The organism is Pedobacter sp. GR22-6, assembly GCF_037402555.1.
GTDB lineage: Bacteria > Bacteroidota > Bacteroidia > Sphingobacteriales > Sphingobacteriaceae > Pedobacter.
On sequence record NZ_JBBEUC010000004.1, the window covers coordinates 555,226 to 581,321 of the forward strand.

Below are 26,096 nucleotides of genomic sequence, written 5' to 3' on the forward strand. Positions count from 1 at the left end.
TTCAGTTTGAATCTAATCCTTATTCAGCGCGGAATTAGCTAAGACTCATCCTTGAGCCATTCAAAGGGATAGAAGATACGAGTAGCTTATTGTCTCGCATAGGCTTCGAAATTAGCCAGGCATGGATAAGGTGAGCCGGTTAGCAGGGTAATCTTCACATACCTGATAGAGACTGGTGTGCTGACAGTATAATTTTGCTCTGTCAGCAGGGCAGGATTGAAAGTTTTCACACCGTTGCCTATATCTGCAAAAACAGCTCCATCTACGCTTCCTTCGATCTTGAAGCTATTGAAACCCTGATTGGCATCCACATGTGCGTTCAGACCGACCTTAGTGATCTTCGAAGCTTTCTTCATATCTACAAGAAGCCAGTGCGGGTAAGGATAAATAGGATCCAGGTAATAATCTGACTGCCAGAACGAAGGGCTGGAAGGCGAGGTGATGCTTTTTACCGTTACTGCGTCGACGATGTTATTGGCCCCGTTCAGTTCCTCATCCGGATCGTTGATCTCACTCGATGCCGTAGCTGACCAGCCAGATTTCGACAATTTAGATTCGGGTTTCAGGATTGGAAGAATCCCCATTAATTTGGTTGCCGTTGCTTTCCCATTGGTATTGGAAACCAGCAACGTAAAATTCGTCAGGGACGAAATCGGTACAGTGACAGTCCCTGCAACGTCCAGGTTGTTCTCGATCGTTTGTTCCTTGCTGATCCCATCTTCTGCATATCGGATTTTGATGCTAACGGCTTTCTTAGCTTCATTTTGCCAGACAAACTTAGCCCCTTCCAATACTGCGGAAACTTCTATTGTATTCGCTACGGTCAGGTAATTAGGATCTTCGACAACTACCGGGGCAATCACTTCAGGAATGATTTCGGCCGGAACAGAATTTTTCTTACAGGAAGCCATGGGCAGCACAGCCACCAACAGGTATAAATAGAGTCTGTATTTTTTCATTTTCTTTTAATTAATGGATAACTCCTATTTGATAAACTCCCTTTCAAAAGCAGAAAGCCAGGCTTCCGCATCTAGTCCCCAGTCGCTCTTCACAGGAACCCTTAACCAATAGTAGAGCTGGGTTGCCACGTCGATGTTCTGCAGCAAAACGAAATCAGGGTTGGAGGGCGCATAACTATCCGGGATGGCTGAAGCAAGCAAGTCCCACCTGTAATTACCGCTAATGTTGAAATTAGGGGCATTGGCCACCGTTGCTTTATTCCGAAACAAGTTAGATCCGCCATCATTGGCTGGCCAATACCCAACCAGGTTAGTATAATAAGGGTCTGTCGTGGGAACGTCTGCTATGCTGATGTTGCTTTTTAAGGCCGCGTCCGGCAATACACGGTTCCAGATCTTCACATCCGCCATGTACATGTCAATATAGCCACCTGAAAAAACCGTAGGGTGGTAACCCATAACCAGGTCTGCAGGAGAAGTTACCAGACTGGTAGCGGCGTCGGCTATGGTCGTCTCTGTCGTGGCTTTTATCCCATCTACAAATACGTTGATCCTATATTCGCTACCTGCTCTTGCAATGGTAGCGGCAATGGTATGCCACCTTCCATCGATACCTACGCCACCAACAAATGGTTGCACATTGGTTACACCATTGGCTACGTAAAAGGTAATTCCCGTGCCATTTCTAAAGAAGGACCAGCCCGCTGTACTGCCCGAACGGTTGGCAGTCTTGCTCAGGAAAGGGGGCACATTATAAGTATAGTTACCTGCTGCATTCTTATTGAAAAGCACTTTGGCCTCTACTGTCATTGATCCGTTGCCGGGGTTGTACAGGCCAGAAGGATCCGGGGCATTCGCCTTGACTACCCCTCCGGCAGCCACGATTGCTGCATCATCGCCTTTTCCATAGAGCCTGACACCATAGAAGGGTTTCACATCCATTTCCAGTGCCTTGAAATTTGGATTGTAGAATATGCTGAAAATGTTTCTTTCCTGTGCTGTATTTCCACCGTACACTTTTCCCGTTCCACCATGATTGGAATTGACGATCACCAGCCATTCCTCCTTTGCATAATTCTTACGCTTTTTCAGTGCTGCCATCAACTCTGCGATATAAGTATCTGTTTTCTGAATGGCTGCCTTATACTCCGGAATATCTGCAGAGAAACCAAAGGTGGTACCTGCCGTAAGCACATCCCTGAAATTTACGACAAACACATTGGCATTTTCCGCTTCCAGGGTTTTAACTGCAGAGTCGCGCACGAGTGCATCATTTGCAAGTAACATGCGGTGATCGGCATGGATCAGAAAGCGGTGCAATTCTGAATTCGTAGTAATGCTTACCGACTTATATTCCGGCCGTACATCCAGTATCCTGGAAAGAAAAGTGGGGTAATTGGTAATGGCTCCATGCTCATCTCCGGTATTTTCCCGCACAAATTGTTCATTTGCAATCTCGTGTTTGGCAGAACTGACGCCTGAAAGCATACTGGCCCAGGTAGAACCATTATTTGTCCTGATGTCACTCACACCGTTAAAAGTATATTTACTGTTCTTCAGCATCTCGGCGATGGTGGCAGGGTTGACCTTTTTTACCTCTGCCCCGGTAGCCCCGTCTATACTAATGAGTAAGACCTTCCGCTCTGCCTTCTGCGTAATTTCTCCATATTCCTCGAAGATCTGTGCCGGATTTTCATACTTCTTACAGGCGGTAGAGAGCGCGCCGAAAAGCAATGCAACTGCACAGAATCTTAAGGTATGTCTATTTTTATACTGTATCATTATCGTCTTTTTAGTGCTTAATACCAATTATTTGATCAGGTCCATTTCTGATAAAGCCGCATTCGGTGTATTTGTCCAGGCGTCTTTAAGGATCACCTTGAAATACCGTGCAGTCACCGTTGATGGGAAATTATAGTTGTACCGCGCAAAGGCATTGGTGATCTGGGTCGTTCCGATCAGTGTATAGCTCACATTGTCTGTACTGTAATAGATCTCCGCAGTTTTAGGTCGCTGGGCCGTACTGTTGCGCGGCACAAAGAAGATTCCTTTGACCGGGATAGCGGCACCTGCATTGACCATGAACGTATAAGGATAAGTCGCCGTTTTAGCATACCATTCCGAATGCCAGAAGGTAGATGTACTTCCATCCAGCAATGCAGTTGCGCGGCCGTTGGTAGCGCCCTCACCTACCAGCTCTTCGGAATTGACCGTAATGGTCGTTTTGTAAGTAATATCAGCGGTACCACCTGTTTTGGTCATTGGGTTATAGGTCCAGATCTGTTTGGTCAACAAAGGGAACTGAGCTGCAATCTTGATTTTCGACTGGGAAGACAAGGCAATGCCCCAGGCCTCAAAGAAGGGCTTCAGGTCTACCCTGGCATATTCAGAAAAGCGCTCGTAAACAAAATCATGTTTATCCTGGTCGGAATTGGACAAGCGCTGGGCATGTCTGGCAGCGGTATACAGGTAAGGCATGGCGCCGTAGCCGTATTTTTCAAAGATCTGCAGGAAAGGAATGATCCGCATGAAGGGATCATTGATGGCTGCATCGACATCAAAATTCTTGGTACCGCTTACTGCCGCCGCATAATTGAGGGCGGGAACGACCCAATCATCGCCATGCTGGATGGAGAAGTTTGCGCCAGTACGGTTCGCCACTTTAAAACTGAACAGGTTGTTGGTCGTTTCCCCCAGTGTGCTCCAGCTCCAGGTAGTTACCTGCTGGCAATTGTGACCAAACTCATGGTACGTACCCCAATTGGCGCCATTGCGCAATTGATCGAGGTTCACCACACTGTCGAACCACTCATCGTCCATAGTAGCTACCGTTGGAAAGCCGCTATGCCCATAACCTACTGAAGGCTGGATATCCAGCACTTCCCGCCATGGCCCTTGCGGGCTCCTGTCGCGGACATCCGCCGACTGGTCTGAAAGCCCCATCCAGCCGTTGAAATCCAGTTCAAATACATTGTTCCAGGCGGTCATGAGTGCAGTTGGGTTGGTGATGGGCTTTGAAGAATTGAAATTCTTGATCAGGAAATCCCTTGGGATCAGAAAGATGACCCTTTTGGTACGCATTTCCAGCCATGGCACTGTGGAAGCCTTTACCTGTTCAATCCAGGTGGCATCATTGCTTTCGCCAAGTACAAAATCAGGAGACTTAACCGCTCCGGTGATGCTAAACTCTACCGGCTGTGCAATTGCAAAAGCAGCGCGGATATAAATGGTCCCGCCATAGGGATTACGTACAAAATTGTCGCCGGGATAGAGTTGTTTCATGGTAAAAATCAACGGATCGCGCTTCAGGTTCAGCTGTCCTGTCAGGTTATCAGTATGCCCGCCCACCTGTACACTTAATCCATTCACACCTGCCGGCACTACGATCTTCACCAATTCACCAGCAGGGGCATAATACCCTGTGCTGAACTGGGGTTCCGGTGCCACCTGAATGCGCAGGATCTTGGCATCTGAACTGGAAAAATTCAGGTCGAGTACAAATTTCGCATCTTTGATCCGGGGCTCCGCAGCTTCTACCAGACCAGGGAAAATCCTGGCCCTGGAGTACATGGAACGGTCGACCTTAGACATCGAGGTATCTCCGGTAAATTCGTTCCCTGCAGTACTGGGTTTATTGAAGCCATCTTCAAAATCGTAGCCATATTTTTTACAGGAAGCCAGGCTGAAGAAAAGCAGCACAATGGATATTTTGTTAGAAAAAATCATCTTCTTCATAAGCTTTATGGTTTAATGTCTGAATAAATAGGGTTCCATGCCTTGCCGTCCAATGCCCATTGGGTAGGTATGGAAATTCCCATCCAATGGTAAATCTCAAAGGGGATATCGATGTTGTTGGGTACCATTTTGAAAAAAGCATCGCTGATTTCAGGGCAAAGTGCCGGGCTCACATCATTGAAGCTTTGCCATTGGGCATTGCTACCGGTCAACAGATCGGCTCCTCTACCGGTTTTTTCCTTCAATACGGTACCCACGCCCTCGTTCATTGGCCAGTAACCGATGAGCCTTGCGTAATTAGGATTGCTTTCTGCTACAATAGTTTTACAGGCATAATTGGCAATCTGAGTGGAACTGAGTGCCACATTGTAAATCTGCAAGCTGTTGATCATGATGTCTGCAGACTCATTGCCATCTCCGGCGTTGTAGCCTACTTTGAAAGGCACCGAGGTATTCATGTTATTGGAATTCATATCGCGTTCGGTATTCATGACACCATCGGTATATACCCTGACCTTTTTATTGGTGCCATCGAAGACCGCACTTAGTTTATGCCACTTGCCGTCGCTGACCACACCACCCTGGGCCTGACTGGCTACAGAAGAGTTGAGGGTCCATTTATCCCCTTCCAGGAACATGTTCCAGCCTGCGCCTGTGAAACTGGTGACCCGTTTCGATAGGAAGGTTGGGTAGATGTAGCTTCCCGCCTTACTCTTAATGAGAAACTCGATGGTATAATTGCCATTGGCCCCGAAATTATAGGAATTCACATTCTGGATGATCGCTGTAGGACGTGTAGAAGAGGTGAAGGTAAAATTGACACTGTTGCTGTTATAAGGAATCTTTTCAGAATCCGGCTTAGGCAGGAACAGTGTGCTGAAGCGTGGGTTATAGAACACGATGAAATTATTCCTGGTTGCATCGCCATAGCTGGTGAGGTCGACCACAGCAGGATCAGGAGGAATTATCCCCCCTTTATTGGAGGCAATCACCACTAGCCAGTTTTCATTGGAAAAGGTAGTTCTGCTGCTGAGTGCAGTCATGAGCTCCCCGATATAATTGTCCAGTTGCAGGATCGCATTGGCATAAGCCGGCGAAGTTTCCAGGTAGTCACCTGCCTGACCCGCAGCTTCTGCACTATGGAACTGAGCCACAACGAGGGTTGCATCTCCCCGCTTCAGTTCCTCTTTTACCGCGTTCTTTACGGAGAGGTCATTGTTTTCAAAAGTTTGACGAATTGTGGCATCATTACCCAGGTTGGCATTGAATGCCGCAGATGCGGCAAAAGAAGCCGTTCGGATATTGGGATCGGTCTGTTTAAACCGCGTAAACAAACTTGGGTAACTGGAAATGGCATTTCCGGTAAAATTTTCCGTAGTCACATTGTGTTTGTCTTTGGTTACCCCGGTCATCATACTCGTCCATGCACCAGCATTGGTCATCGTGTTGCTGTTGAAATCCGACAAAGCATCATAGGCATAAATGGCATTTCTTGCTATTTTGCTGATGTTGGGTGCATTGATGGACCGGATGGCCTTACCCCGGATACCATCTACGATGATATACAGTACTTTACGCGATTTGGTGCTGATCCCAAGGGTGTCATTAGTTGTGGAAGGCTTCAGTCGGTTTTCAAAGTCCTTGTTACAAGCCGAGCCGACCAAAACTAAAAGCGTGATCACCGCTGCAGAAACTAATTTATGTGTATTCATTTTCTTCATGTCTTAGGTTTAAAATTGCTGCCTTTATTGCCTGATTTCTACACGCACAATATTGCCGACCTTCCTGTTGTCGAATTTGTTGAAATCGCCAACAAGGATTACTGCCGGATTACCCAGGGCTGAAGTCGTCTCCAGCACCTTCAGGACCCTACCCTGAAAAGCACCGGTATTGTTGTAGCCCTGTGCCAGCGTGCCATCCTGGTTCAGGATCATGAAACCTTGTCGGATTACCCCGTTATAGCTATTGAAGCCGCCGGAAACCAGCACCTTCCCATTGTTGAGCTGACTGGCATAATTGGGTATTCCGCCCAGAACCTGAGGAAACTGGAAAGTATCGTCTACCGAACCATTGGTATTGAGCATCACGACCCCACTCCTGGCCTTGCCATTGAAATTTTTGAAGCTGCCGGCCAGCAGGATTTTGCCGGTGATGGTGTTGTAGCTGATACTGGTAATCGCGCCATCTGCTCCTGTACCAGTAGCAAAACCTGGGTCTACTGTCCCATCGAGATTGATGCGTACAATGTAATTGGCACTAACACCATGAAAAGTAGTGAAACTTCCTACTGCGACGATCTTTCCATCTGCCTGCATAAATGCACCATTGATCGCACCATTGCCTCCGGCATAACTGGTTTTGGTAACCTCGTTAAAATTAAAGGTTGAGTCCATACTACCGTCTTCCTTGAGTCTGACCAACTGTGCCATTTTCGTCACGTCAGGAACTTTAAGATCTCTTGTAGAGCGGTAGTAATAGTAGCTCACATAATTATTGAAATTGCCCAGCAGGGTAGTTTTCCCATCCTTCACAAAGCTTTTCGCTACCGAACCATATACCCCGCCATTGAATGCCGCTACAGTATCCAGGCCCATCAATGGATTTTCAGGCCTGATATTGATAAGTTCTACAATTGCAGTGTCCAGAGATCCGTTGGAATTGAGGCGCGTAAGACCGTTAATGCCTTTACGTTTATTGAAACTGCTAAAGCCCCCGGACACCAGGTACTTTCCGCTGTTCAGCCGATGAATCGACTGCAGGGTACCATCGGCTCCTTCTTTCGCGCTCAGGGAGCTTTGAAAGGAACCATCGCTTGCGATCATGACAATCCGGTTTACCGGTATTGCCGGGGCCTGACTTTCGAAATTGGTAAAACCGCCAACCAACATGTAATTGCCGTCCGGTGTAGCCAATATATCGTTGATTGCCCCATTGGTGCCGTTTACCGCTTTAAAAGAAGCATCTATGGTCACTTTACCCTCTACGGTAAACTTAGGACCAAAGAAAGATTGTCCGTCGAGCAGCAGAGTTGTGCCTCCGGTACTGGCGTTCTCTGGCACCTTAACAGTCAGGGTACTGTCTGTGGAGCCCAGCACCTGGGCTTTGGTTTCATTGATCAGAAATTCAAAATCGCCCTTGTATTTTGCCAATCCGTTAATTTTGAAGGTCACCTCATTTCCCGGTGATCCGCTGGCCGGATCAGGTTCATCGGAGGTAAATTTCACACCCAATGATTCCTTCCCTCCTTTGTAGGGGTCTTCCTGTATGACCTGTTTTTTACAAGAGAGGCTTAGGGTCAGCAGGATCAAAAGGCTGGTTCCAAAGGTGTATTTTCTCTTTTTTATTCTATTTATCGAAATCATGATCTTCATTTAAATATCTATGTGAATACCTGAACCTTTATTCCCCAGCTTTCGCTATCCCTGCTGAAATGGCCGCAGTAATGAACCGGCTGCTTTCAAAACCAAAAGAATGTCCCTGGTAGCGCAGCACATGCAGCACCCCGTTGGTCGGCTGGATATCGGATGTCGCTACCGGAGTATTGATGAGTCCCACTTTCGGATTGGAAAAATCAGGGATGAACGAAAGGATCAACTGCCTGTAGCCGACATATTTCACACCGCTGGCATCATTGTAAAACACCCCAAGGTTCATCGATCTGCCCCCATAGGAAGTGTAACCCTGTCCTGGAAATGCATTCAGGGCTGCAGTATCGATCTGCGGGATGTCTTTAAGACGGTAGCTCCCTTTAAAAATGTACTGCGCTAAAGTTTCCTTCCAGACTTCCGGTTTGATTTGCTCCAGTTTGGAGACGGTATCTTTTCCATTGGACCTCAGGTTGGCATTGAGATTTTTGATGGCCCTGTGGATACAGGAGCTTGCCGGTGCAAAAAAGGTAATGTTTTCTTTGGCAAAGACATCGTTCATGCCAGCTACGTTGATCACCCTTACGAGGCTGTCAAACAGCATCGGCTTGGCATTGAGGTACTGCAGGATGGTGCCATTGTAATTGGGGTCGTGCAAACCTGTGTCTACAAAGTAATCTTTCTTGGAACATGCAGAAAACAGGCAAACCGAAAGCAATATAGCGAGGATGGTACTTTTCAAATTCTTAAACATAGATCTGTTGTTTATATTATTTCCAATAATCATTCAAGGTCATGTAAGGGTTGTTGGTAAGGGCCGCAACATCGATAGGCCAGGCCCATGCGCCGGCTTTGAAAGCTTCCACAGAAATCGGCTGGAAGCAGTACTCGCGGTCAAGCACCTTTTTGGTACGGACCAGATCGTAATAATAATGTCCCTCACCCATCAGTTCGCGGCAGCGCTCATAGTAGATGGCGTCCCTCAGGTCCTTTCCGGATTCGGTGATCGGGTCTGCCTCGGCCCTTGCGCGGACCAGGTTTACGGTGGTTCTGGCCCCAGCCTCGTCACCCAGTTCGGCCTGTGCTTCTGCACGCAGCAGGATGGCATCTGCCAAACGGAATACGATCAGGTCGTCATCAGGCAGTACGTCTTCACCTTCGGCTGCGAAAATATTGACAAATTTGAGGAGCTCCCATTTTCCGTCTGTAGCATATAAGGTCAGAGGATCAAACCAATATTCTGCGCGCTTATCAGGAACACCTGTAGGATAAAGGGTTGAGATGAACTTCGAATTGTAATAGATGTAGCTCTTGGTAATGGACTGCACCGGTTTATGTGGATAATGCAGGACCATGTCCGTGAAAGTATTGTACAGGTAAGCCCCATTGGAGTATTCTCCATAATTGAGGCTCCTCAGTACTTCAAACAAACTTTCTTTTGTACGTCCTTTGAAAATTTCCTTGGTCCTGGAGATGGGCAGCAGGGCATAGCTGTTATTGCCCATGATCTCCGCACCCAATTGATCCACATCGGTATAGTATTTCATTTTATTGGCTTCGTCAAATCCAGCTGCCCACATATTCATGTGCATGAGCAAGGCAATGGCACTACCACGCATGGCACGGATTCCCACGATGGAAGGATCTTCATAGGTCCAGGGTAAGTCGTTTTTCACGATTTTGAGATCAGCCATGCAGTTGTTCAGCACCTGTACCATCTTCATTCTGGGCAGGGCGGTCTGGTTATAGGCATTGGTATAATACGCTACATCCCCGAATTGACGCACCATAAAGAAATAGGCCAGGTTTCGAAGGAATACGGCTTCTGCCCGGTACTTCTTTTTTTCGGAATCGGAAAGCACCGGCACATTGTAAGCCTGCACATACAATACATTGGCTGCCTGGATCATTTTATACCAGCCATCCCATTTGGTAAGACCCTGATAATTGAACAGGTTTTCGTAATAACCACCAGTGCTGAGCAAGTTACGGATGTCGTTGGTAACGATCCGGGTGATGTAAGACCGACCCAGCCCCGGTGTTTCTACTGCGGGACTGCAGCGCAGATCTCCGGTAGCAGGAAAATAGGCTGAGGAAAGGGTATTCTCCCTAAATTGATTGTATATCCCGGCGGTAAAAGCTTCGACATCTTTTTGGGTCTGCCAGTAATTGTTTCCTGAAAGGTTGTCTATCGGGGTGACATTTAAGAATTTCTTACATCCGGTAAATGTGGCCATTCCTAGGATGGTCATCAGCAATGTATATATCAGTCGTTTCATAAAATCTATTTTAGAATTGAACATTTAAACCCAGAATGTATGAGCGTGGATTGGGATAGCCCCCTGAGGTATCCCTGCCCAGATCAGTCACACTTTCCGGGTTGGGGCCTGAATAGTTGCTGAACGTATACACATTATACGCTGTGCCATACACCCTTAATGATGAGATCCCCCATTTCTTGATCAGTTCTTTTTTCAGGTTGTAAGACAGGGTGACCTGTCCGATTTTGAAATAGGAGCCGTCCTCCTGGAACAGGGTCTGGTCGTAGCGGAAAGGTCTGTACTGACTGTAACGGGTATAGTCGTAGGGATTGGGATAAGTTGCATTGTCCCCACTACTCTTCCAGTAGTTGTACTGCTCGATGGGTACCAATCCACTCAGGCTTACCGGATCCTGGAAATTCTGGAACCTGGAGGCCAGGGCATTGTTCAGGATATCCCTGATGAGGGTGTACGAACCCGTAACACTTAAGGAGAAATTGTTATACTGCATATAGGAAGTGACCCCGCCTGTGATGAGCGGCTGGGAATTTCCCACTACGACATAATCATTGGCATCCAGGATATAATCTCCGTTGAGGTCGGTCCACCTTGGATCCCCTGCCCTGAAATAAGTCTGATCGCCAACATTCCCTCCGGTACGGTACCTTAGTCCGGTTAATGGATCTACAGGGACTTCTGTGTTAGAAGCGTAGACTCCTTTGGTATTCAGCAATACATTAGAGAGGCTGTTCTTGCCCAGGCGGTAGAGGATTGCCTGATCGGTATTGCCTCCCGCAACGAGGATCTGGCTGACGCCATCGGGAAGGTGGGCCATCACATCTTTATTGTAGGCGCCATTTACGCTAAAATCCCATCTCAGTTTACTGGTGCTGGATAAGGGTCTCGTGTTGATGGTCAGCTCATAGCCGTAGTTTACCACACTCATTTCGTTTGTCTTTACCTGGGCAAAGGCGTTAATGTTGGCGATATCTTTGGTACGCAGCATATTGTCGACCTGCTTGTAATAGGTATCAAATACCAGACTCAACCTGGAATTGAAGAAACCTGCCTCGAAGCCCGCATTGTATTGCGTGGTGGTAGTCGGCGTCAGCCCGGTGTTTGGAATGGTACTGAGGTCGAGGCTGACGGTAGGATTCTGGTTGTAATTGCCCCCGGCGACATAACGTCCGAAGACATCATACACTGTTCCGGTGGGCACGATATTCTTTCCATAAGAAACCCGAAGTGAACTATAGTCCAACCAGTTGAAGCTTTGCATGAATCCTTCCTTATTGAAATTCCAGCGTAAACCGATAGAAGGGTTTTTAGAGTAACCGCCGTCCGGACCTTTGGTGGATGATCCATCTACACGATAGGTGAGGTCCAGGACATACTTCTGGGCATAATTATAGGAAAATGCCCCAGCCAGGGAAACTGTACGGAGGTCACTGAGGTTATTTAAGGTACCTCCTCTTGAATTGTACCAATCGTAACCCAATGGTCCCTGCACCTGATCGTTGGGGCTGCTGTTCTGCAGGATTGCATCGGCCCTGAAATTGGTAGCATTGATCTCACTAAATACGGAAGCACTAAAATTATGCTGCTCCCCGATCTGTTTTACATAACCGATCCTGGTCCTGTTGTAGAGGGTATTTTTTCTATCATAATACTTATAGATTTCATTGAAGTTATTATTGAGCGCTCCCGGCTTGAAACGGTCGGTAGTAGCCGTTAGGTAATTGTAGCTGAGGGAAGTGGATGCCCTCAGCCCTTTTATGAACTCGTATTCAATATCCAGACTGGTGATGATGTTGATCGTCTTGCTGTCATTGAGGGTATTGAGGGTACTTAACAAGGAATTGGTAGCTGTAAACAGGGAAGGTGCGGGCAATAAGGAAGAAGAAGCCCCACTGGTACCGACCCCTGTCTGGGTTAAGCTATTTCCACCTCCTGCACTGTTTTTTCCGAAACTATTGGATACTGTAGCCAGTAATTTGAAGCGGTCATTGGGCTGGTACTGGCTGTTCATATTCAGGCTATAACGGGTGTAGTCCGTATTTTCTACAATCCCTTTCTTACTGTAATAGCCTGTGTTGACCTTATAATTGAAGCGTTGTTCTCCTCCGGAGATGTCCACATTATGTGTTTGGTTGAAGGTGCTTCTGAAGTATTGGTCCTGCCAGTTTGTAGAATTGTTATAATAGGCATTGAGACTATCCGCAAGGAAAGCAGTACTGTTGACCGTATTTAGTGCATGGTAGTAATTGGTATCGTTCTGCATGATCTGATCGATACGCATCAGCCTTTCGCCCTTACCTCCGATCACGGTACGTAATGAAGGCGGGGTATCGAAGGTGAAGTTGCCGATGTATTTGATGATCGGTACTTTGGAATTTCCTCTTTTGGTGGTGATCAGGATTACTCCATAGGCACCCCGGGAGCCGTATAATGAAGTTGCCTGGGCATCTTTTAGGATCTCAATCTGTTGGATATCTTCTGTTGGGATCAGGGAAATCGGGCTCAGGCCCGGGCCGGCCTGCTCAAAACCATAGGAGTAATCGGCATTATCGTCAATAGGGATACCGTCCACAACAAATAATGGGGAAGTCGGCGTGAGAAATGCCTGATCGCCGGAACCGGTAATGTTGACATTGGAAATCCCCCTGATGTTGATGGAGCCGCGCATGCCTGGTGTTCCATTGTTGTTCTGCACATTGAGACCAGCTACTTTACCCTGGATCAGCTCCATCACATTCGCCACAGGCGCATCCTGTATGTCTTTAGCTGTAATGACCACGCTGGATCCAGTAGAAACCTCTTTGGTTTTTTTACTATAGCCTATAATGACAGTTTCTTTCAGGGCATTGATCTCTTCTTCCATAGTGATGTTCATCACCGGGTTTCCCCCAACTTTCCTGCTGATGGTCTTATACCCTATATATTTAAAACTTAACTCTGCGCCCTCGTCTACTGTGACCGCAAACATCCCTTCGGAATTGGTTTGTCCTATAGTGACCAATGGCTTGCCAGATAAGACAACCACTCCCGGAATGGGCCTGTTTACTGCCTTGTCCGTCACCGTCCCCTTGACGACCACCTTCTTTTGGGCCAGGGCCTGACCGGCAAATCCCAGAAGCAGGAATAAGGAAAATATTGTAACCGTATGTCTCATATCAGAAATTCTATACATTATTAATCATTAATAAATTTTGGTGGCTCATTCTTGAACCAGCATATGATCTCCCATTCGCCCTGTTCAAAAATGGAGAACTCCAGATTGAGGTTCGCTTCCTCTCTGATGTTGCCAAAGCCTTGTCGCTCGTACCGGAATACCACACGCGCCTTATCTCCGGCAGTATTGGTATAATCGGTTCGGTAGGCAATCAAGGGAACCGGATAAGCGAGGTCGTATTTCACAGATTCTGTGGTTTTTACCATATTGAAGCCATGAACCAGCTTATCCCATTTGGTGAGGTTGAATTTGGCCGGATCTATGGGTTGGAACAGTGAATCCACAAACTTGAAACTCAATGATTTGCCCGGACCGATTTTCCTGAACAATACCTGGATATCACCTGTTCCCAAAAACCTGCTCGTCCTGGCGCCGCGTATGTTATTGACATTGGTAGGTGAAAGCCCTACAAATTGCGCCAGACCGGTGGTGGGATTTAAGGTAGAGGGTTCAAATGCCCGCTCTTTCAGCGGCATCAATTTAAAGTCCCGGAAATACCTGCGCCCGCCGGAATTGGAAACCTCTACATCGAAAACATAACCTGAATCAGGCTGTGTCCTGAGCACATTGGACGTCGCGGCCGACCACATCAGGAACTGTCCTGAATGCTCCCTGATTTCGAAAAGCGGACGGTTTTCGAATTTCCTTTTGGCTTCGATCTCAGCGATGGATTTTTCATCGCCCAGATAAGGCTGTGTCCAGATCTGTACAGGCGTATTCTGGGTCAGTTCAGGTGCAGCTGCGCCTTCCCTGGTTCGCATATTGATGATTTTGAAAGTGAGTGGCAGGGAAGAACTGCCTACAAAAAAGTTATTGGAAAACAGGGTATTCCTTCCCAGTACAGGGGTATAGACGGTTTGTGTGAAACGCGTATCCAGTCCGAGAGATTCCCGGTCATCGGGAAGGTTTTTCTCGCAACCCGAAGTGACGATCATCAACAACAATGCTGCAAAGCGCATGCAAAGTAATGTGGTGGAGTATGTATTCTTCATTTTCATTTGCCTTAATTGTTAATCCTGGTTACAAAATCACCGAAGCCGAAATCGTGACCGGGAGCCACTACATTAATGGTGGCATTGTTTGTCCTGATGTTTACTGCATTGGTAGGAGTACGCTGCCAGTACCTGATGAATATGGAGTTCTTGGGATCGCTGAAAGTGATCACGGTAGGTCCGCCGCCAATGAGCCCCGAAGCATCTGCCTTCGAATACAGCACATGCATGGAGTAATTGTAACCGATGCTTTTCAGCAACAAGCCGTCGGTATAATTTTCAAAATCCTTGCTGGTATATTGTCCGCGGATGATGTACCTGCTGGTCATGGTATCCAGTTCTTTGATGTCCATAGTTGCGAGGTACAAAGGGGTTTTGTTAGTTCTTTTACGTACTGCGTTCAGGTTTTCTACCGAGGTCTGAAAACTTTTATTGGTCACAGCGAAGAGGGTCAGTTTCTCCTTTCTTAAAGAATCCTCCAGGTTTGGGAGCCTGCTGAGCACCACCAGAAGGGAATCGTAAATTCCTTTTTGTGCTTTAAGGTAATCCAGGGCATTTCCATCAAATTGCTTGAGTTCATTCTCATAATTGTAGTAAGGAGAATCGCCTTTTTTACAGGAAAACAACTGGGTACTGATGAGTATCGTCAACAGGAAAAAGACAGTTCTATTTTTACTTTTCATCTTTATATGTTTTGTTATTTCCAATAGCTATTTTGAACCAGGGTGGTGTTGGCATTCAGCACTTCTTTGGCTATAGGCCAGTAGATTCCTTTTGAATTGATCAGGGCCATGAACGCGGGATCGGTTTTCTTGATCTTGTTGTAGCGGATGAGGTCATACCAGCGCCAACCCTCTCCCATGAGCTCTCTCCTGCGCTCTTCAAATATTTCCCTGATGAGGTCTTTCCCCGGTCCTTCGGTGAATGAGCCCAGTCCCCTGTTCTTTCTGATGGTGTTCAATAAGGTGGCTGCGTCAATAGACTGCCCCAGAACTGCAAGTGCCTCTGCCCTGAGTAGCACCAGTTCCTCCAGACGGGTAAACAATAGATTGGAGCTGTAGATCGCAAAATTGCCATTGGTAGAACCTCCCCTCAGCACTTTGATTTTGCTGAAGACCGGCGTTTCACCGCTATAGTTGACAAAATAATTGGTTCTCGGAAGGCCTGAAAGGGTATCCAGTCCAAACCGCTGGTCATTGAGGTCAGTAAAAGCTGCAGAGATGCTGTCTTTAGAGACGTAAATGTCCGGTGTTTGCCTTGCGATTAATGGAGCAGCAAGGACAAGCTGTTCAATATGTCCATTGACAGTAGATTCTCCATATACATCATTGAAACCGAAACAAACGATCTGTTCATCCGATTGTCCATTGAAAATCCCGTCTGCCGCAGTAAGGTCAGTGGTGGTGGTATAACCAATATTTGCTTTCGAATAATTGGTCATGATGAAGTCGGTATAGACAGCGGCATCGATATAATGCGACTGCCATGCCGCGATGTGCGACAGTATGGCATAAGCGGAGATCTTGGTAAACAAAGCCCCTCTCCAACGGTCCGAATTGTATCCATAATACAGGCCTGGAAGTAATTCGTTATTTTCCTGTCCATAAATATAGGGCAAGTCCCTGGCTGCTGCGATCAGTTCGGATTCGGCATAAGCCAATACCTTCGTCTGGTCGGTGCGGGGTTTCATCTGAAATGTACCGTCATGAGAGGAGGTGATCAGGGGTACATCGCCCCAGATTCTCACCATGTAGAAATAAGCAAAAGCTCTTAATGCACGCGCCTGTGCCACATCCACTTTATAGTTAGGTTCAGTGTAACGTACATCTGCCTTCAGGACTTCTGAGGCCCTTTCAATCAATAAACTGGCACTGTTGATGACCGCATAAAATTTTCTCCAGTTGGTGATGTTTTGGAGTAAAGGATAAGAAGCGTTCAAATCGCTGCTGACTATGGATTTCAGGTCCGATCTGCTGGAAGCATTGAAATCGCCTTTCCTCAATTCTCCCCAAAGCCAGTGTGCATTGTTTTCAGCCATAGCCACACGCATCAAACCGTAGGTAGCCATTAGGCCCGACCTGGTATCCTGTAAGGTGGTCCAATGCCCATCTTCATTGGCCAACCTGCTCGAGGGGACGTCCAACGCTTTTTTGCAGGACACCGTGAGGCACAGGGCCAGGCCGAACAAAAGGAACAGCAATCTGCTGAACCGAGTATTTTTATTTTCAAAAGATTTCATCTTATTCATCATTTAATACTTGTTAAAGCCTATAAATCAACTTTGATCCCGAGTGTATAAGTCTTTGGAATAGCCAGGCCATACCCTGAGTAAATCCCGTTGTAACTAATTAGCTCGGGATCTGTGCCGCTGAATGACGTCAAGGTGAGCAGGTTATTGGCCGTGACATAGAGGTAGGCCCTCTTTATACTGGATTTTGATTTGAACAGTGCAGATTTGGCAAGGTCATAACCCAGTGAAACAGACCGCAATTTGGCATAGGAAGCATTTTCAAGAAAAAGACTTTGCTCCAACCGATATGGAACAACACTGCTCCAGGGATTATAGACCGGATAGCTGAGTTGATCCTGATTTTGCTGCCAGGAGAACACCTCTCTTAGCGAATTGATGTCATTGGCCGATTCCCTGTTGATAAAATCGTATTGTAAAGAAGCTACCCGGATTAGCGCTTTCTGTCCAAGGGCGAAGAAGAATGTGAAGTTCAGGTTGAAATTTCGGTATTGAAACTCATTTGACCATCCTCCTGTTAACTTAGGCATGGAGTTGCCGGCAAGAACCTTATCTTCATTATCAATTCGGTAATCTCCGTTGATATCCTGCCATTTTGGATCACCAGCTTTTAAGGCTGTCCCCTCGAAATTAAGCGGTTGATTATTTGCAGGATTCAGCGGTACTTCGGAATCTGAGTTGTAAATCCCCTGGTTGTTGTAGATCCAGAAGCGGTCAGCAGCTTGTCCGACTTTGAATAACCGATCGCCAAGAATGAGTTCATCTCTCCCATCGGGCAATGCGGTCAATTGGTTTTTATTCAAGGCCAGGTTAAGGCCCGATTGCCAGTTGAATGTGGCATTCCCAAGCGGACTACCCTGAAGACCGAGCTCTATTCCCGTATTCCTAATGGACATTCCGCTGCTGTAGTTACTGGCAAATCCGGTCTCTGCAGGAACAGGAACGTTCAGGATCATCCTTTTGTCGTCTTTACGGTAAAAAGTAAGTGATGCTTCCAGCTTATTGGCCAAAAAAGCGGCATCCAGCCCGATGTTCAGCTGATCGGTATAAGGCCATTTGATGTCATAGCCAACCCAACCGTCTGAATAAGGGCGCGATAATGCTGCTACCCCGTTATATCCAGGTATAGTGGGTTCCATTTGCCAGCCCAGGTCTACACGGTACTGAGGTCCCGCAGCGAAACGGTCGTCGCCAAAGGGCTTACCTAATCTTGACCAGGAAACCTCCATACTCAGTTTGTCGAGGAAGCTGCTATTTGAAAGAAATTGATTCTTCAGGTTCCAGCCCGCACTTACAGCAGGGGCGATGAACCAACGGCTGCCCGGCTGAGCGGTGGATGACCCGTCTTCCCTCACTAAGGCAGAGAAAGTCAGCAAATCTTTGTACCGGTATTTGGCTGAAGCATAAAAGGAGATCAGCTTACTCTGAAGCTTATCTGTATAACGGTATACCAAATAAGATACCGGTCTGAGGTAGTCTTCCCCAGAGGTCGCTGTCACTACATTGATCTTGATGAAATCATTCGGACCATTGTAGGCATTTGCGTAATTGTATCTGTGGAGATCATCCTGGATGGATTGCCCCAACTCGAAGTTGAGGGCATGACTTGTCCCCAAATCCTTAGAATAAGTCAGGGCGTTCTTCCATAGCATCCGTTGATTGTACCCAAAATAATTGGATACATAGTTGTTTCCAGCCATCAGCGTAGTAGGAAAAAATGCATCTCTGATCCCCTGATTGTAATCAAAATTAAATGTCGACACAAAATCAATTGGCTTCAATTTGACATTTAGTGAGATATAGCCTTGTGCTGAAGTAGTCCGGTTGTCATCGATGGACTTGTCATACTCATTCAGGAACAACTGATAAATGTCCTTACTAGGCGCCATTGGATTGTACAGGTCAGGAATGTATCGCGTTTCAGCGAAGCGGTCGCGCAGACTTTTATTTCTGGTCCTGTCCAGTCTGTTGGCATTCATCATACTGGAGACAGTAAGCCAGCTGAATGGGGCCATATTAATCTGAAAAGAGGCTGCATATTTATCCAGTGCGGTCTGATCAGCATTCCCTGCATTTTTGGCCGCGGAGCCAAAGAACCGGAAATTGGCACGTTCAGAGCCTCCCGTAAGGCCCAGGTCTACGGAGTAGATAGGTGTGCTTTTATAATACAGATCATTCCATTTGGAAGGTCCGTAATAATCTGTATTCGTTGAATCCCTCAGATAGCCTACATAGTTCAGGTAATCTGCTGCTGAAGCGTATTTCTGATAAAAAGGTTTTCTGAACTGATTTTCATGTTGAGCATTTACAGTCTGCACGTTACCAGCCGCCACCATTCCATAATAACTATTGACACTCAGTTCCCTGTTACCGGATTTGGCAGCTTTTGTGGTGATCCAGATCGCTCCATTGGAGGCAATTGGACCAAGTGCGGCCAGGGCCGCAGGATCTTTAATCACTTCAATGGAGTTGACGTTACTGATGTCAATGCCGGCGAGAAGATTCGTTGCCGGACCAATACGGTTGAAATCATACTTTTGAATGTCGAAAGTAAATGCGCTCTCCTGGATGAGGGGAATTCCGTTCAGGTAGACGACAGGTTGAAGTTGATAGATGTCGTTGCTATTGAGCAAGGGGGCTGACAAACCACGGATGAGCATACTCTGCTCTGTGCCTGGCTCCCCACTCGTTTCCTGAACATATAAGCCTGCGATATTCCCTTTTAGCATCTGCTGTAAGGAAATATTGGGATTTAATGCCGCAAGCCTGACATGGAGGGAATCCTTAATCCCCTTTACCTTGCTGCGACGGTCGGCCATTACGATGGTGTCCAGCTTTTTTTTGGATGTGTCGCCGGTATCCTGCTGCTGGTATGTACTGTAATTCAAAGTAGCATTAAATGTCGCGGCATGTATGTTAGAATTCAGTGAATTCAACCATACGATGCAGATACTCACTGCAATAATTCGGATCATTTTCATTCGCATTAATTAATTGTTGATGAAGCTCTGTTAAACTATTTAATAATCGTAGGCATGGTATACATTCGGACCCAAGTGCGATTGATGCGCAAGGGGTCGTGGATAATGCTTTAGATAAAATGCTATAGCACTAATTCTGAAATGAAGGAAATGACTGTACTTTAAGAATACTATCGCTGATAGATCCGGCGAAGTGTCCCTAAAAAAAAAGGAATAGTAAAAGTTATGGTCATAGTTTTGGTTTTTATGGTTTAGTTGTTTTGTTTCAGTTATTAAGAACTAAACTACCACATTGCGGTTGACCCGACGAATATATGTCTACGCAAACGGTTGATAAGAAATTAGCGCTGGTTTAGCGATTAAGTACCTTATAAAATTCCGCATTAAGCTGATGATGAAGTATTTCCTGTAATTTTAATTAAAAATGAGGATTTCGACCGAAATACTGATAAAATATTATCGCCTGATGATATTTTAATTTACAAAGATCATTGAGAGCCAGATCAAGCCAGATTTACATTGAATTAAAAACAACACAACCGTTTGCACAAGTTAAAATAGCATTTAAATGCATCATAACGCATATTTAGTAAATGGAAGAAATACATAGAAATAAAAAAAGCCACTCGTTTGAGTGGCTTTCTGCGGACCGGACGGGACTCGAACCCGCGACCTCCGCCGTGACAGGGCGGCATTCTAACCAGCTGAACTACCGGTCCGTTTCCTTTAAGGATGGCCTTTTTAAGTAGGGGCCTCTACTTTAATAAAAAAGCCACTGAACTGAGTGGCTTTTTTGCGGACCGGACGGGACTCGAACCCGCGACCTCCGCCGTGACAGGGCGGCATTCTAACCAGCTGAACTACCGGTCCGTTTTTCCCTTAGTTTCCTTTGGGAATGCAAATATAGACTCTTTATTTTATTTTACACTATTTATTTTAAAATAATCTCAAAACACTAATTACCAGAGCCTTCTTTTAATTTCTCAGCGTTTTCTGCAAACTGCAATGCATCAATTAATTCCTGAACTCCACCATCCATGATGTTATTTAAGTTATAAAGTGTTAATCCGATGCGGTGATCTGTCACCCTACCCTGAGGATAGTTATACGTCCTGATCTTCGCGGAACGGTCTCCTGTAGACACCATAGTCTTACGTCTTGCTGCAATATCTCCATTTTTTTTCTGAAGTTCGATGTCGTATAATTTACTACGCAGCATCTCCATAGCGATGATCCTGTTGCCGAGCTGCGAACGCTCTTTTTGACAGACTACTACGATACCGGAGGGTTTGTGCGTCAATTGAACTTTAGTCTCCACCTTGTTTACATTCTGACCACCTGCACCACCTGACCTGGAAGTCTGCAATTCGATATCAGCCGGATTAATGAAAAGGTCAATTTCTTCAGCTTCAGGCAATACTGCTACAGATGCAGCTGAAGTATGTACCCTCCCCTGTGTTTCTGTATCAGGGACACGCTGCACCCGGTGGACACCAGATTCGTATTTCAATTGTCCATAGACATCTTCTCCCTCTACTTTAAGGATAACCTCTTTATAACCTCCTGCTGTACCTTCGGTAACATCAATAGTCTCCACTTTCCAACCCTTTTGCTCGAAATATCGACTGTACATCCGGTAGAGGTCCCCTGCAAACAAGGCAGCTTCATCACCACCTGTACCTCCTCTGATCTCAAATACCGCATTTTTAGCATCTTCGGGATCCACAGGAATCAACATCAAACGGACCTTCTCCTCAAGCTCTTCCTGCTGGACCAGCAACAGGTCCAATTCTTCTTTAGCCATATCGCGCATTTCTGCATCCTTTTCTGTACTAAGGATTTCCTTATTGGCTTCGATATTACTCATGACATTTTTGTAGATTTTATATTCATCTACAATCTTGCCCAAATCTTTGTACTCTTTATTTAAAGCTGCAAAACGCTTCATATCCTGCATGGTGTCAGGATTACTTAACTGTTCCTCTACATCTTCCCAACGCAGCTTAATGGCTTCTAATTTTTCTAACATATCTTTCTCAGAAACTGAACACAGTTTTTTTTTATACGGGCAGCAAAATTACTGCTTTTTTAATTAACCTTTTCAAAATACTTAAGACTTAATTCCTTACCGTCAAACTCGGCATAAGAATAAGATTTCAGCCACTCGCCTGTATTGATGTACCGGCTGCCACTTCCAAGATCGAGATCCAATGGCAGGTGACGGTGGCCAAAAATGAAATAATCATAGTGCTGTTTTTTCAACTGCTCTTTAGCATAGACAGCTAACCATTCATTTTCCAGTCCCATATAGACTTCTTCAGCCTTACTTGCTGCCCTGCTGTGATTGGCCCAGGCATTAGCGATCCCGATACCAATTTGAGGTGGCACCAATCCAAATAACCATTGGCAAAGCGGATTTCTGAAAATCTTCCTCAAGAATTTATATTTGCGATCACCTGGTCCCAGACCGTCACCATGGTGTAAAAAGAATTGCTTTCCGGCACGTTCCATTACGAATTCATCACTGATGATTGTAAGGCCCATTTCCTTCTTGAAATAGTCATTTACCCACATGTCGTGGTTACCTTTAAAGAAGTAGATCTTGATCCCTGCATCACTCATTTGGGCCAGCTTTCCCTGCAACCTCACAAAACCTTTTGGAACGACCATCTTATATTCGAACCAAAAATCAAAGACGTCTCCCATTAGAAACAACTCACTACAAGTAGGTTCAATAAAATTTAACCAGCGTACAATACGATCTTCACGCAAACGGCTCTTTTCAAAATCCGGAGAGCCCAAATGAAAATCAGAAGCAAAATATATGTTCTTAGTCATCTCTTAAACAAAGATAAACAAAATATCAGCTCAGTTCCATTTCAGAAGTTCTACAGATTATATAGATAATTATAAATAGAATCGTTATTAATAGCAAAAGTTTGTAAATTCGCACAAATTTTAAACACATGATTTCTACTGATATAGCCATTATTGGCGCCGGACCCGTAGGTTTATTTGCAATATTTGAAGCTGGATTGTTAAAAATGCGTTGTCATTTAATCGATTACCTACCTCAGGTAGGGGGGCAATTGTCAGAAATCTATCCAAAAAAACCAATTTACGATATCCCGGGTTACCCGACCGTATTGGCACAGGAACTCATTGACAACCTTGTAGAGCAAGCGAAACCTTTCCATCCGGGATATACCCTGGGAGAGCGCATCGAAGGCCTGGAAAAACGCGGAGAGGGCGATTTCGTATTGACAACCAATATGGGGACGATCATTGAATCAAAAGTGGTAGTTATCGCAGGCGGCTTGGGCTGCTTTGAGCCTCGTAAGCCTGCTGTAGCTGGTCTTGAGCAGTTTGAAAACGGAAGAGGTGTGAACTACATGATCCTTGATCCGGAGCAATACCGCGGACAGAAAATGGTTATTGCCGGCGGCGGAGACTCTGCCCTGGACTGGACCATCTTCCTTGCTGATGTAGTAGAAGAACTAACTCTTGTACACCGTAGCGAAAGCTTCCGTGGGGCTCCAGATTCAGTAAATAAGGTAATGGAACTGGCGGCAAGTGGCAAGATCAACCTGATCCTGAACAGCAACCTTAATTCTGTTTCCGGTACTGGTAAACTGGAAAACGTTGAAATTATCCACAATAAAACTCAGGAGGCTACAAATGTTGCGGCTGATCACCTGATTCCTCTTTTTGGTTTAAGCCCGAAACTGGGACCTATTGAGCAATGGAACCTGAACATCAGCAAAAGTGCAATTGAAGTGAACACTGACGATTATTCCACTAATATTCCTGGAATTTATGCGATTGGCGACATCAATACTTACACCAATAAATTAAAGCTGATCCTTTGCGGATTTCATGAAGCAGCATTGATGAGCCATAGTGCCTACCAATACATGAACCCGGGAATAAAATACACCATGAAATACACCACCGTAAACGGCGTATCAGAATTTTAAACATGGAAGACAACAACATTACCCTGCACGTCCAAAATCCGGACGGCAGCCGCACTACACTTGAGGCTCCGGTAGATATGGGCCTTAGTTTGATGGAATACCTCAAAGCCTGTGAATACGACATTCTCGCTACATGCGGAGGAATGGCACTCTGCGCAACTTGTTGCGTAGATGTACTCGAAGGTGAAGAGAATTTGAATGAGATGACTGATGATGAATATGCCATGCTGGATACTTTGCCTGACCTGCTGCCAAACTCAAGATTGGCCTGTCAGCTGCAGCTTAACCCAGCAATGGATGGATTAGTTGTCAAATTACACGGCGGAGACTAATAGCTCCGCCTAGTTTTCCAGTGCCGCTGCCGCAGTAACGATCTTGGCAGGATTACCTATCGTCTTATATTCACCTTCTCCTTTTAATATGGCCAACATCTTAGGTCCGTTTCCAAGAACCCCCTTCGCTGCAGCCAATTCTTTATCATATTGAAAGGCCTGCAGAACCTTACCTTTATCGTAATAGTAGCGACTAATGATCTGGGTTTCCAATACCCGCTTGATCTCCGATTTATAATTAATCAGATCGGTTTTTTTCGCGCCAAGCATTTTAGATCTCAGGTCATCTAAATCCGCTTTTACTGCCGGCAGCTTATTTTCGCGCTCTGCCTCTGTACGCAGATCAGAAAGCAATCGTTCTGTGCGCGAAGTATAAGAATAATCTTTACCAGCCATTGCAGCGACAAACAGGTTATATTCCGCATCACTTAACTGAAAACTTTCCGGGCCGGAAATGCTTTTATTTCTTTTCTTAAAATCGTTAGCGTAGTCGAAGAACAGGTTCTTACTTACAATAGATACTGTAACCGGGCTTGGCTTGGTAGCAGCAACCACCACATCAGGATAAATACCATTACCATCATAAACATTACGGCCAGCTTTGGTATTGAATTTAGTGGCGAGAGAATCTGCAAACTTCAATGTTTTTCCTTCAGCATCTTTATGGGCATAATCCAGTGCCTGAATGCACCTTCCTGAGGGCGTAAAGTATTTCGCTACAGTTACTTTGACCAGACTGTTGTAAGGCAGGTTAAAAGTTTGCTGAACCAGTCCTTTACCATAGCTGCGTTGGCCTACAATAATTCCACGGTCTAAATCCTGCAAGGCACCGGCTACAATTTCCGAAGCAGAAGCAGATGAACCACCAACGAGAACCACCAGTGGCATCTGTGGAAGTATTGGTTCGTTATAAGTTTTATAAGTAATGGTCTTCTGAGGATTTTTTCCTTTCTGCGTAACGACCGTGATGTCTTTGCCCACAAAGAGATTGACGATTTTGACGGCCTCCTGCAAGATGCCACCTCCGTTATACCTCAGGTCAAGGATCATTCCTTTGGGCTGCTGTTTACTTAACGTAGTCGCCGCATCCTTTACTTCCTGGGCAGAGTTTTCAAGAAATTTATCGAGACGGATGTAAGCAAACTGATCAGCAGTCATGCCGGAATAGGATACATTGGGCTGCTTGATCTCGTCACGTGTTAGTTTTTTGGTAATTACTGCACCATCTCTGATTACGAGCAGTTCGACCTCAGAAGATTTAGGGCCGCGCAGCAATTGGCTGATCTGGTTACGCTCCTTACCTTTGACCTCATTACCATTGATTTTAACGATCTGATCACCTGGCTTAATTCCCTGCTTGTCTGCCGGATATCCTTCACTCACTTCGTTGACGAACAATTTACCTTCTATGAACAACGTACTTGCACCAATACCACCGTATTGGGTACTTACATATTTCAATTTATAGTCTTCGATTTCAGACTCCGGAACGTATTCTGTATAAGGGTCAAGTCCGTCGAGCATAGCGTCAATTCCCGTGCGCATGAGGTCTGACGGACTGGTTTCTTCCACATAATTGACACTAACCTCTTTATATAAGGCTGCAAAGATATCCAGGTTTTTGGATACCTGAAAAAGATCTTCCCGGAACGACCAGGAAAGTGAAGCAAAAGCAATAAGTAGAAATGCAGCAGTCAATTTGTATTTTTTCATCATTCACTAATCCGTTAGGGTATCCAGATAAGATACACAAGTATTCACAACACTTATGTAAAACCACTACAAGATAATGAAATAATTACAATCTGTTGCCCTCTGGATCGGCCAAAGCTTTTTTTATGGTAAACTCAATGTAGTCACGATCCCTTTTCACGAGTTCCATGAGCTGTGCTACCAATTGATCTTCCTGGCCTGGACTGAATGAAATATTTACTTGTGCGAGTTCACGATATTTTCTTAGAAATTTGATTTTAACCTTTTTCCAGGTCTCGGGAGTAAGTGTAAAACTTGCCAT

18 protein-coding genes and 2 tRNA genes are annotated in these 26,096 nt (G+C 45.7%); 2 read left to right on the top strand and 18 right to left on the bottom strand.

Annotated features, from left to right (window positions below):
• Window positions 1-86: 86 nt before the first annotated feature.
• The 16 genes from WAE59_RS20520 to WAE59_RS20595 all read right to left on the bottom strand — a co-directional run bounded on the left by WAE59_RS20520 (window position 87) and on the right by WAE59_RS20595 (window position 22,611).
• Window positions 87-959, bottom strand: coding sequence for a discoidin domain-containing protein (locus tag WAE59_RS20520; RefSeq protein ID WP_337857859.1), 873 nt, complete (start codon window positions 957-959; stop codon window positions 87-89).
• Between the two features lie 24 nt (window positions 960-983).
• Entirely contained in the window at window positions 984-2,741 is a 1,758-nt protein-coding gene (locus WAE59_RS20525; protein ID WP_337857860.1) for an alkaline phosphatase family protein, read from the bottom strand.
• Window positions 2,742-2,768: 27 nt separating this feature from the next.
• Entirely contained in the window at window positions 2,769-4,694 is a 1,926-nt protein-coding gene (locus WAE59_RS20530; RefSeq protein WP_337857861.1) for a M60 family metallopeptidase, read from the bottom strand.
• Window positions 4,695-4,699: 5 nt separating this feature from the next.
• On the bottom strand, window positions 4,700-6,415 hold the full coding sequence (locus tag WAE59_RS20535; RefSeq protein ID WP_337857862.1) for a LamG-like jellyroll fold domain-containing protein: 1,716 nt from the start codon (window positions 6,413-6,415) through the stop codon (window positions 4,700-4,702).
• Window positions 6,416-6,439: 24 nt separating this feature from the next.
• Complete coding sequence (locus WAE59_RS20540; protein ID WP_337857863.1) at window positions 6,440-8,056, bottom strand: DUF5008 domain-containing protein; 1,617 nt, start codon at window positions 8,054-8,056, stop codon at window positions 6,440-6,442.
• A gap of 37 nt (window positions 8,057-8,093) precedes the next feature.
• Window positions 8,094-8,813, bottom strand: a complete 720-nt coding sequence (locus WAE59_RS20545; protein ID WP_337857864.1) for a fasciclin domain-containing protein — start codon at window positions 8,811-8,813, stop codon at window positions 8,094-8,096.
• Between the two features lie 16 nt (window positions 8,814-8,829).
• Window positions 8,830-10,338: a RagB/SusD family nutrient uptake outer membrane protein gene (locus WAE59_RS20550; protein ID WP_337857865.1), complete on the bottom strand. Its 1,509-nt coding sequence runs from the start codon at window positions 10,336-10,338 to the stop codon at window positions 8,830-8,832.
• A 10-nt stretch (window positions 10,339-10,348) separates the two neighbouring features.
• Window positions 10,349-13,492 carry a SusC/RagA family TonB-linked outer membrane protein gene (locus tag WAE59_RS20555; RefSeq protein ID WP_337857866.1) on the bottom strand — a complete coding sequence of 1,048 codons (3,144 nt, stop codon included), beginning with the start codon at window positions 13,490-13,492 and terminating at the stop codon, window positions 10,349-10,351.
• Window positions 13,493-13,512: 20 nt separating this feature from the next.
• Window positions 13,513-14,544: a DUF5007 domain-containing protein gene (locus tag WAE59_RS20560; protein WP_337857867.1), complete on the bottom strand. Its 1,032-nt coding sequence runs from the start codon at window positions 14,542-14,544 to the stop codon at window positions 13,513-13,515.
• An 11-nt stretch (window positions 14,545-14,555) separates the two neighbouring features.
• Entirely contained in the window at window positions 14,556-15,227 is a 672-nt protein-coding gene (locus WAE59_RS20565) for a hypothetical protein (protein WP_337857868.1), read from the bottom strand.
• Between the two features lie 14 nt (window positions 15,228-15,241).
• Window positions 15,242-16,783 (bottom strand): RagB/SusD family nutrient uptake outer membrane protein, encoded by a 1,542-nt coding sequence (locus WAE59_RS20570; RefSeq protein WP_337857869.1) that lies wholly within the window; start codon window positions 16,781-16,783, stop codon window positions 15,242-15,244.
• Window positions 16,784-16,812: 29 nt separating this feature from the next.
• A complete protein-coding gene (locus WAE59_RS20575) occupies window positions 16,813-19,773 on the bottom strand; it encodes a SusC/RagA family TonB-linked outer membrane protein (protein WP_337857870.1) in 2,961 nt (986 codons plus the stop codon).
• 645 nt (window positions 19,774-20,418) lie between these two features.
• A tRNA-Asp gene (locus WAE59_RS20580) sits at window positions 20,419-20,492 on the bottom strand.
• 77 nt (window positions 20,493-20,569) lie between these two features.
• Window positions 20,570-20,643 (bottom strand) — tRNA-Asp (locus WAE59_RS20585).
• Between the two features lie 85 nt (window positions 20,644-20,728).
• On the bottom strand, window positions 20,729-21,802 hold the full coding sequence (prfA, locus tag WAE59_RS20590) for a peptide chain release factor 1 (protein ID WP_337857871.1): 1,074 nt from the start codon (window positions 21,800-21,802) through the stop codon (window positions 20,729-20,731).
• 59 nt (window positions 21,803-21,861) lie between these two features.
• Window positions 21,862-22,611 (bottom strand): UDP-2,3-diacylglucosamine diphosphatase, encoded by a 750-nt coding sequence (locus tag WAE59_RS20595; RefSeq protein WP_337857872.1) that lies wholly within the window; start codon window positions 22,609-22,611, stop codon window positions 21,862-21,864.
• Window positions 22,612-22,739: 128 nt separating this feature from the next.
• On the opposite strand from WAE59_RS20595, the gene WAE59_RS20600 reads away from it, so the two are divergent.
• A complete protein-coding gene (locus tag WAE59_RS20600; protein WP_337857873.1) occupies window positions 22,740-23,750 on the top strand; it encodes an NAD(P)/FAD-dependent oxidoreductase in 1,011 nt (336 codons plus the stop codon).
• Between the two features lie 2 nt (window positions 23,751-23,752).
• Window positions 23,753-24,082 carry a 2Fe-2S iron-sulfur cluster-binding protein gene (locus WAE59_RS20605; RefSeq protein WP_337857874.1) on the top strand — a complete coding sequence of 110 codons (330 nt, stop codon included), beginning with the start codon at window positions 23,753-23,755 and terminating at the stop codon, window positions 24,080-24,082.
• 9 nt (window positions 24,083-24,091) lie between these two features.
• Here the strand turns inward: WAE59_RS20605 and WAE59_RS20610 are convergent, their stop codons facing one another.
• The gene (locus tag WAE59_RS20610; protein WP_337857875.1) at window positions 24,092-25,798 is read right to left on the bottom strand and encodes a S41 family peptidase; all 1,707 of its coding nucleotides are present in this window, start codon (window positions 25,796-25,798) and stop codon (window positions 24,092-24,094) included.
• An 82-nt stretch (window positions 25,799-25,880) separates the two neighbouring features.
• Window positions 25,881-26,096, bottom strand: a complete 216-nt coding sequence (locus WAE59_RS20615) for a hypothetical protein (RefSeq protein WP_337857876.1) — start codon at window positions 26,094-26,096, stop codon at window positions 25,881-25,883.

What these genes read in the sequence shown, in the direction of transcription:
- WAE59_RS20595 (WP_337857872.1), bottom strand. Translation starts at nt 22,611, where the DNA reads ATGACTAAGAACATATATTTTGCTTCTGATTTTCATTTGGGCTCTCCG.
- WAE59_RS20550 (WP_337857865.1), bottom strand. Translation starts at nt 10,338, where the DNA reads ATGAAACGACTGATATATACATTGCTGATGACCATCCTAGGAATGGCC.
- WAE59_RS20570 (WP_337857869.1), bottom strand. Translation starts at nt 16,783, where the DNA reads ATGAAATCTTTTGAAAATAAAAATACTCGGTTCAGCAGATTGCTGTTC.
- WAE59_RS20600 (WP_337857873.1), top strand. Translation starts at nt 22,740, where the DNA reads ATGATTTCTACTGATATAGCCATTATTGGCGCCGGACCCGTAGGTTTA.
- WAE59_RS20540 (WP_337857863.1), bottom strand. Translation starts at nt 8,056, where the DNA reads ATGATTTCGATAAATAGAATAAAAAAGAGAAAATACACCTTTGGAACC.
- WAE59_RS20530 (WP_337857861.1), bottom strand. Translation starts at nt 4,694, where the DNA reads ATGAAGAAGATGATTTTTTCTAACAAAATATCCATTGTGCTGCTTTTC.
- WAE59_RS20560 (WP_337857867.1), bottom strand. Translation starts at nt 14,544, where the DNA reads ATGAAGAATACATACTCCACCACATTACTTTGCATGCGCTTTGCAGCA.
- WAE59_RS20610 (WP_337857875.1), bottom strand. Translation starts at nt 25,798, where the DNA reads ATGATGAAAAAATACAAATTGACTGCTGCATTTCTACTTATTGCTTTT.
- WAE59_RS20565 (WP_337857868.1), bottom strand. Translation starts at nt 15,227, where the DNA reads ATGAAAAGTAAAAATAGAACTGTCTTTTTCCTGTTGACGATACTCATC.
- WAE59_RS20545 (WP_337857864.1), bottom strand. Translation starts at nt 8,813, where the DNA reads ATGTTTAAGAATTTGAAAAGTACCATCCTCGCTATATTGCTTTCGGTT.
- WAE59_RS20525 (WP_337857860.1), bottom strand. Translation starts at nt 2,741, where the DNA reads ATGATACAGTATAAAAATAGACATACCTTAAGATTCTGTGCAGTTGCA.
- WAE59_RS20520 (WP_337857859.1), bottom strand. Translation starts at nt 959, where the DNA reads ATGAAAAAATACAGACTCTATTTATACCTGTTGGTGGCTGTGCTGCCC.
- WAE59_RS20555 (WP_337857866.1), bottom strand. Translation starts at nt 13,492, where the DNA reads ATGAGACATACGGTTACAATATTTTCCTTATTCCTGCTTCTGGGATTT.
- WAE59_RS20535 (WP_337857862.1), bottom strand. Translation starts at nt 6,415, where the DNA reads ATGAAGAAAATGAATACACATAAATTAGTTTCTGCAGCGGTGATCACG.
- WAE59_RS20575 (WP_337857870.1), bottom strand. Translation starts at nt 19,773, where the DNA reads ATGAAAATGATCCGAATTATTGCAGTGAGTATCTGCATCGTATGGTTG.
- prfA (WP_337857871.1), bottom strand. Translation starts at nt 21,802, where the DNA reads ATGTTAGAAAAATTAGAAGCCATTAAGCTGCGTTGGGAAGATGTAGAG.
- WAE59_RS20605 (WP_337857874.1), top strand. Translation starts at nt 23,753, where the DNA reads ATGGAAGACAACAACATTACCCTGCACGTCCAAAATCCGGACGGCAGC.
- WAE59_RS20615 (WP_337857876.1), bottom strand. Translation starts at nt 26,096, where the DNA reads ATGGCAAGTTTTACACTTACTCCCGAGACCTGGAAAAAGGTTAAAATC.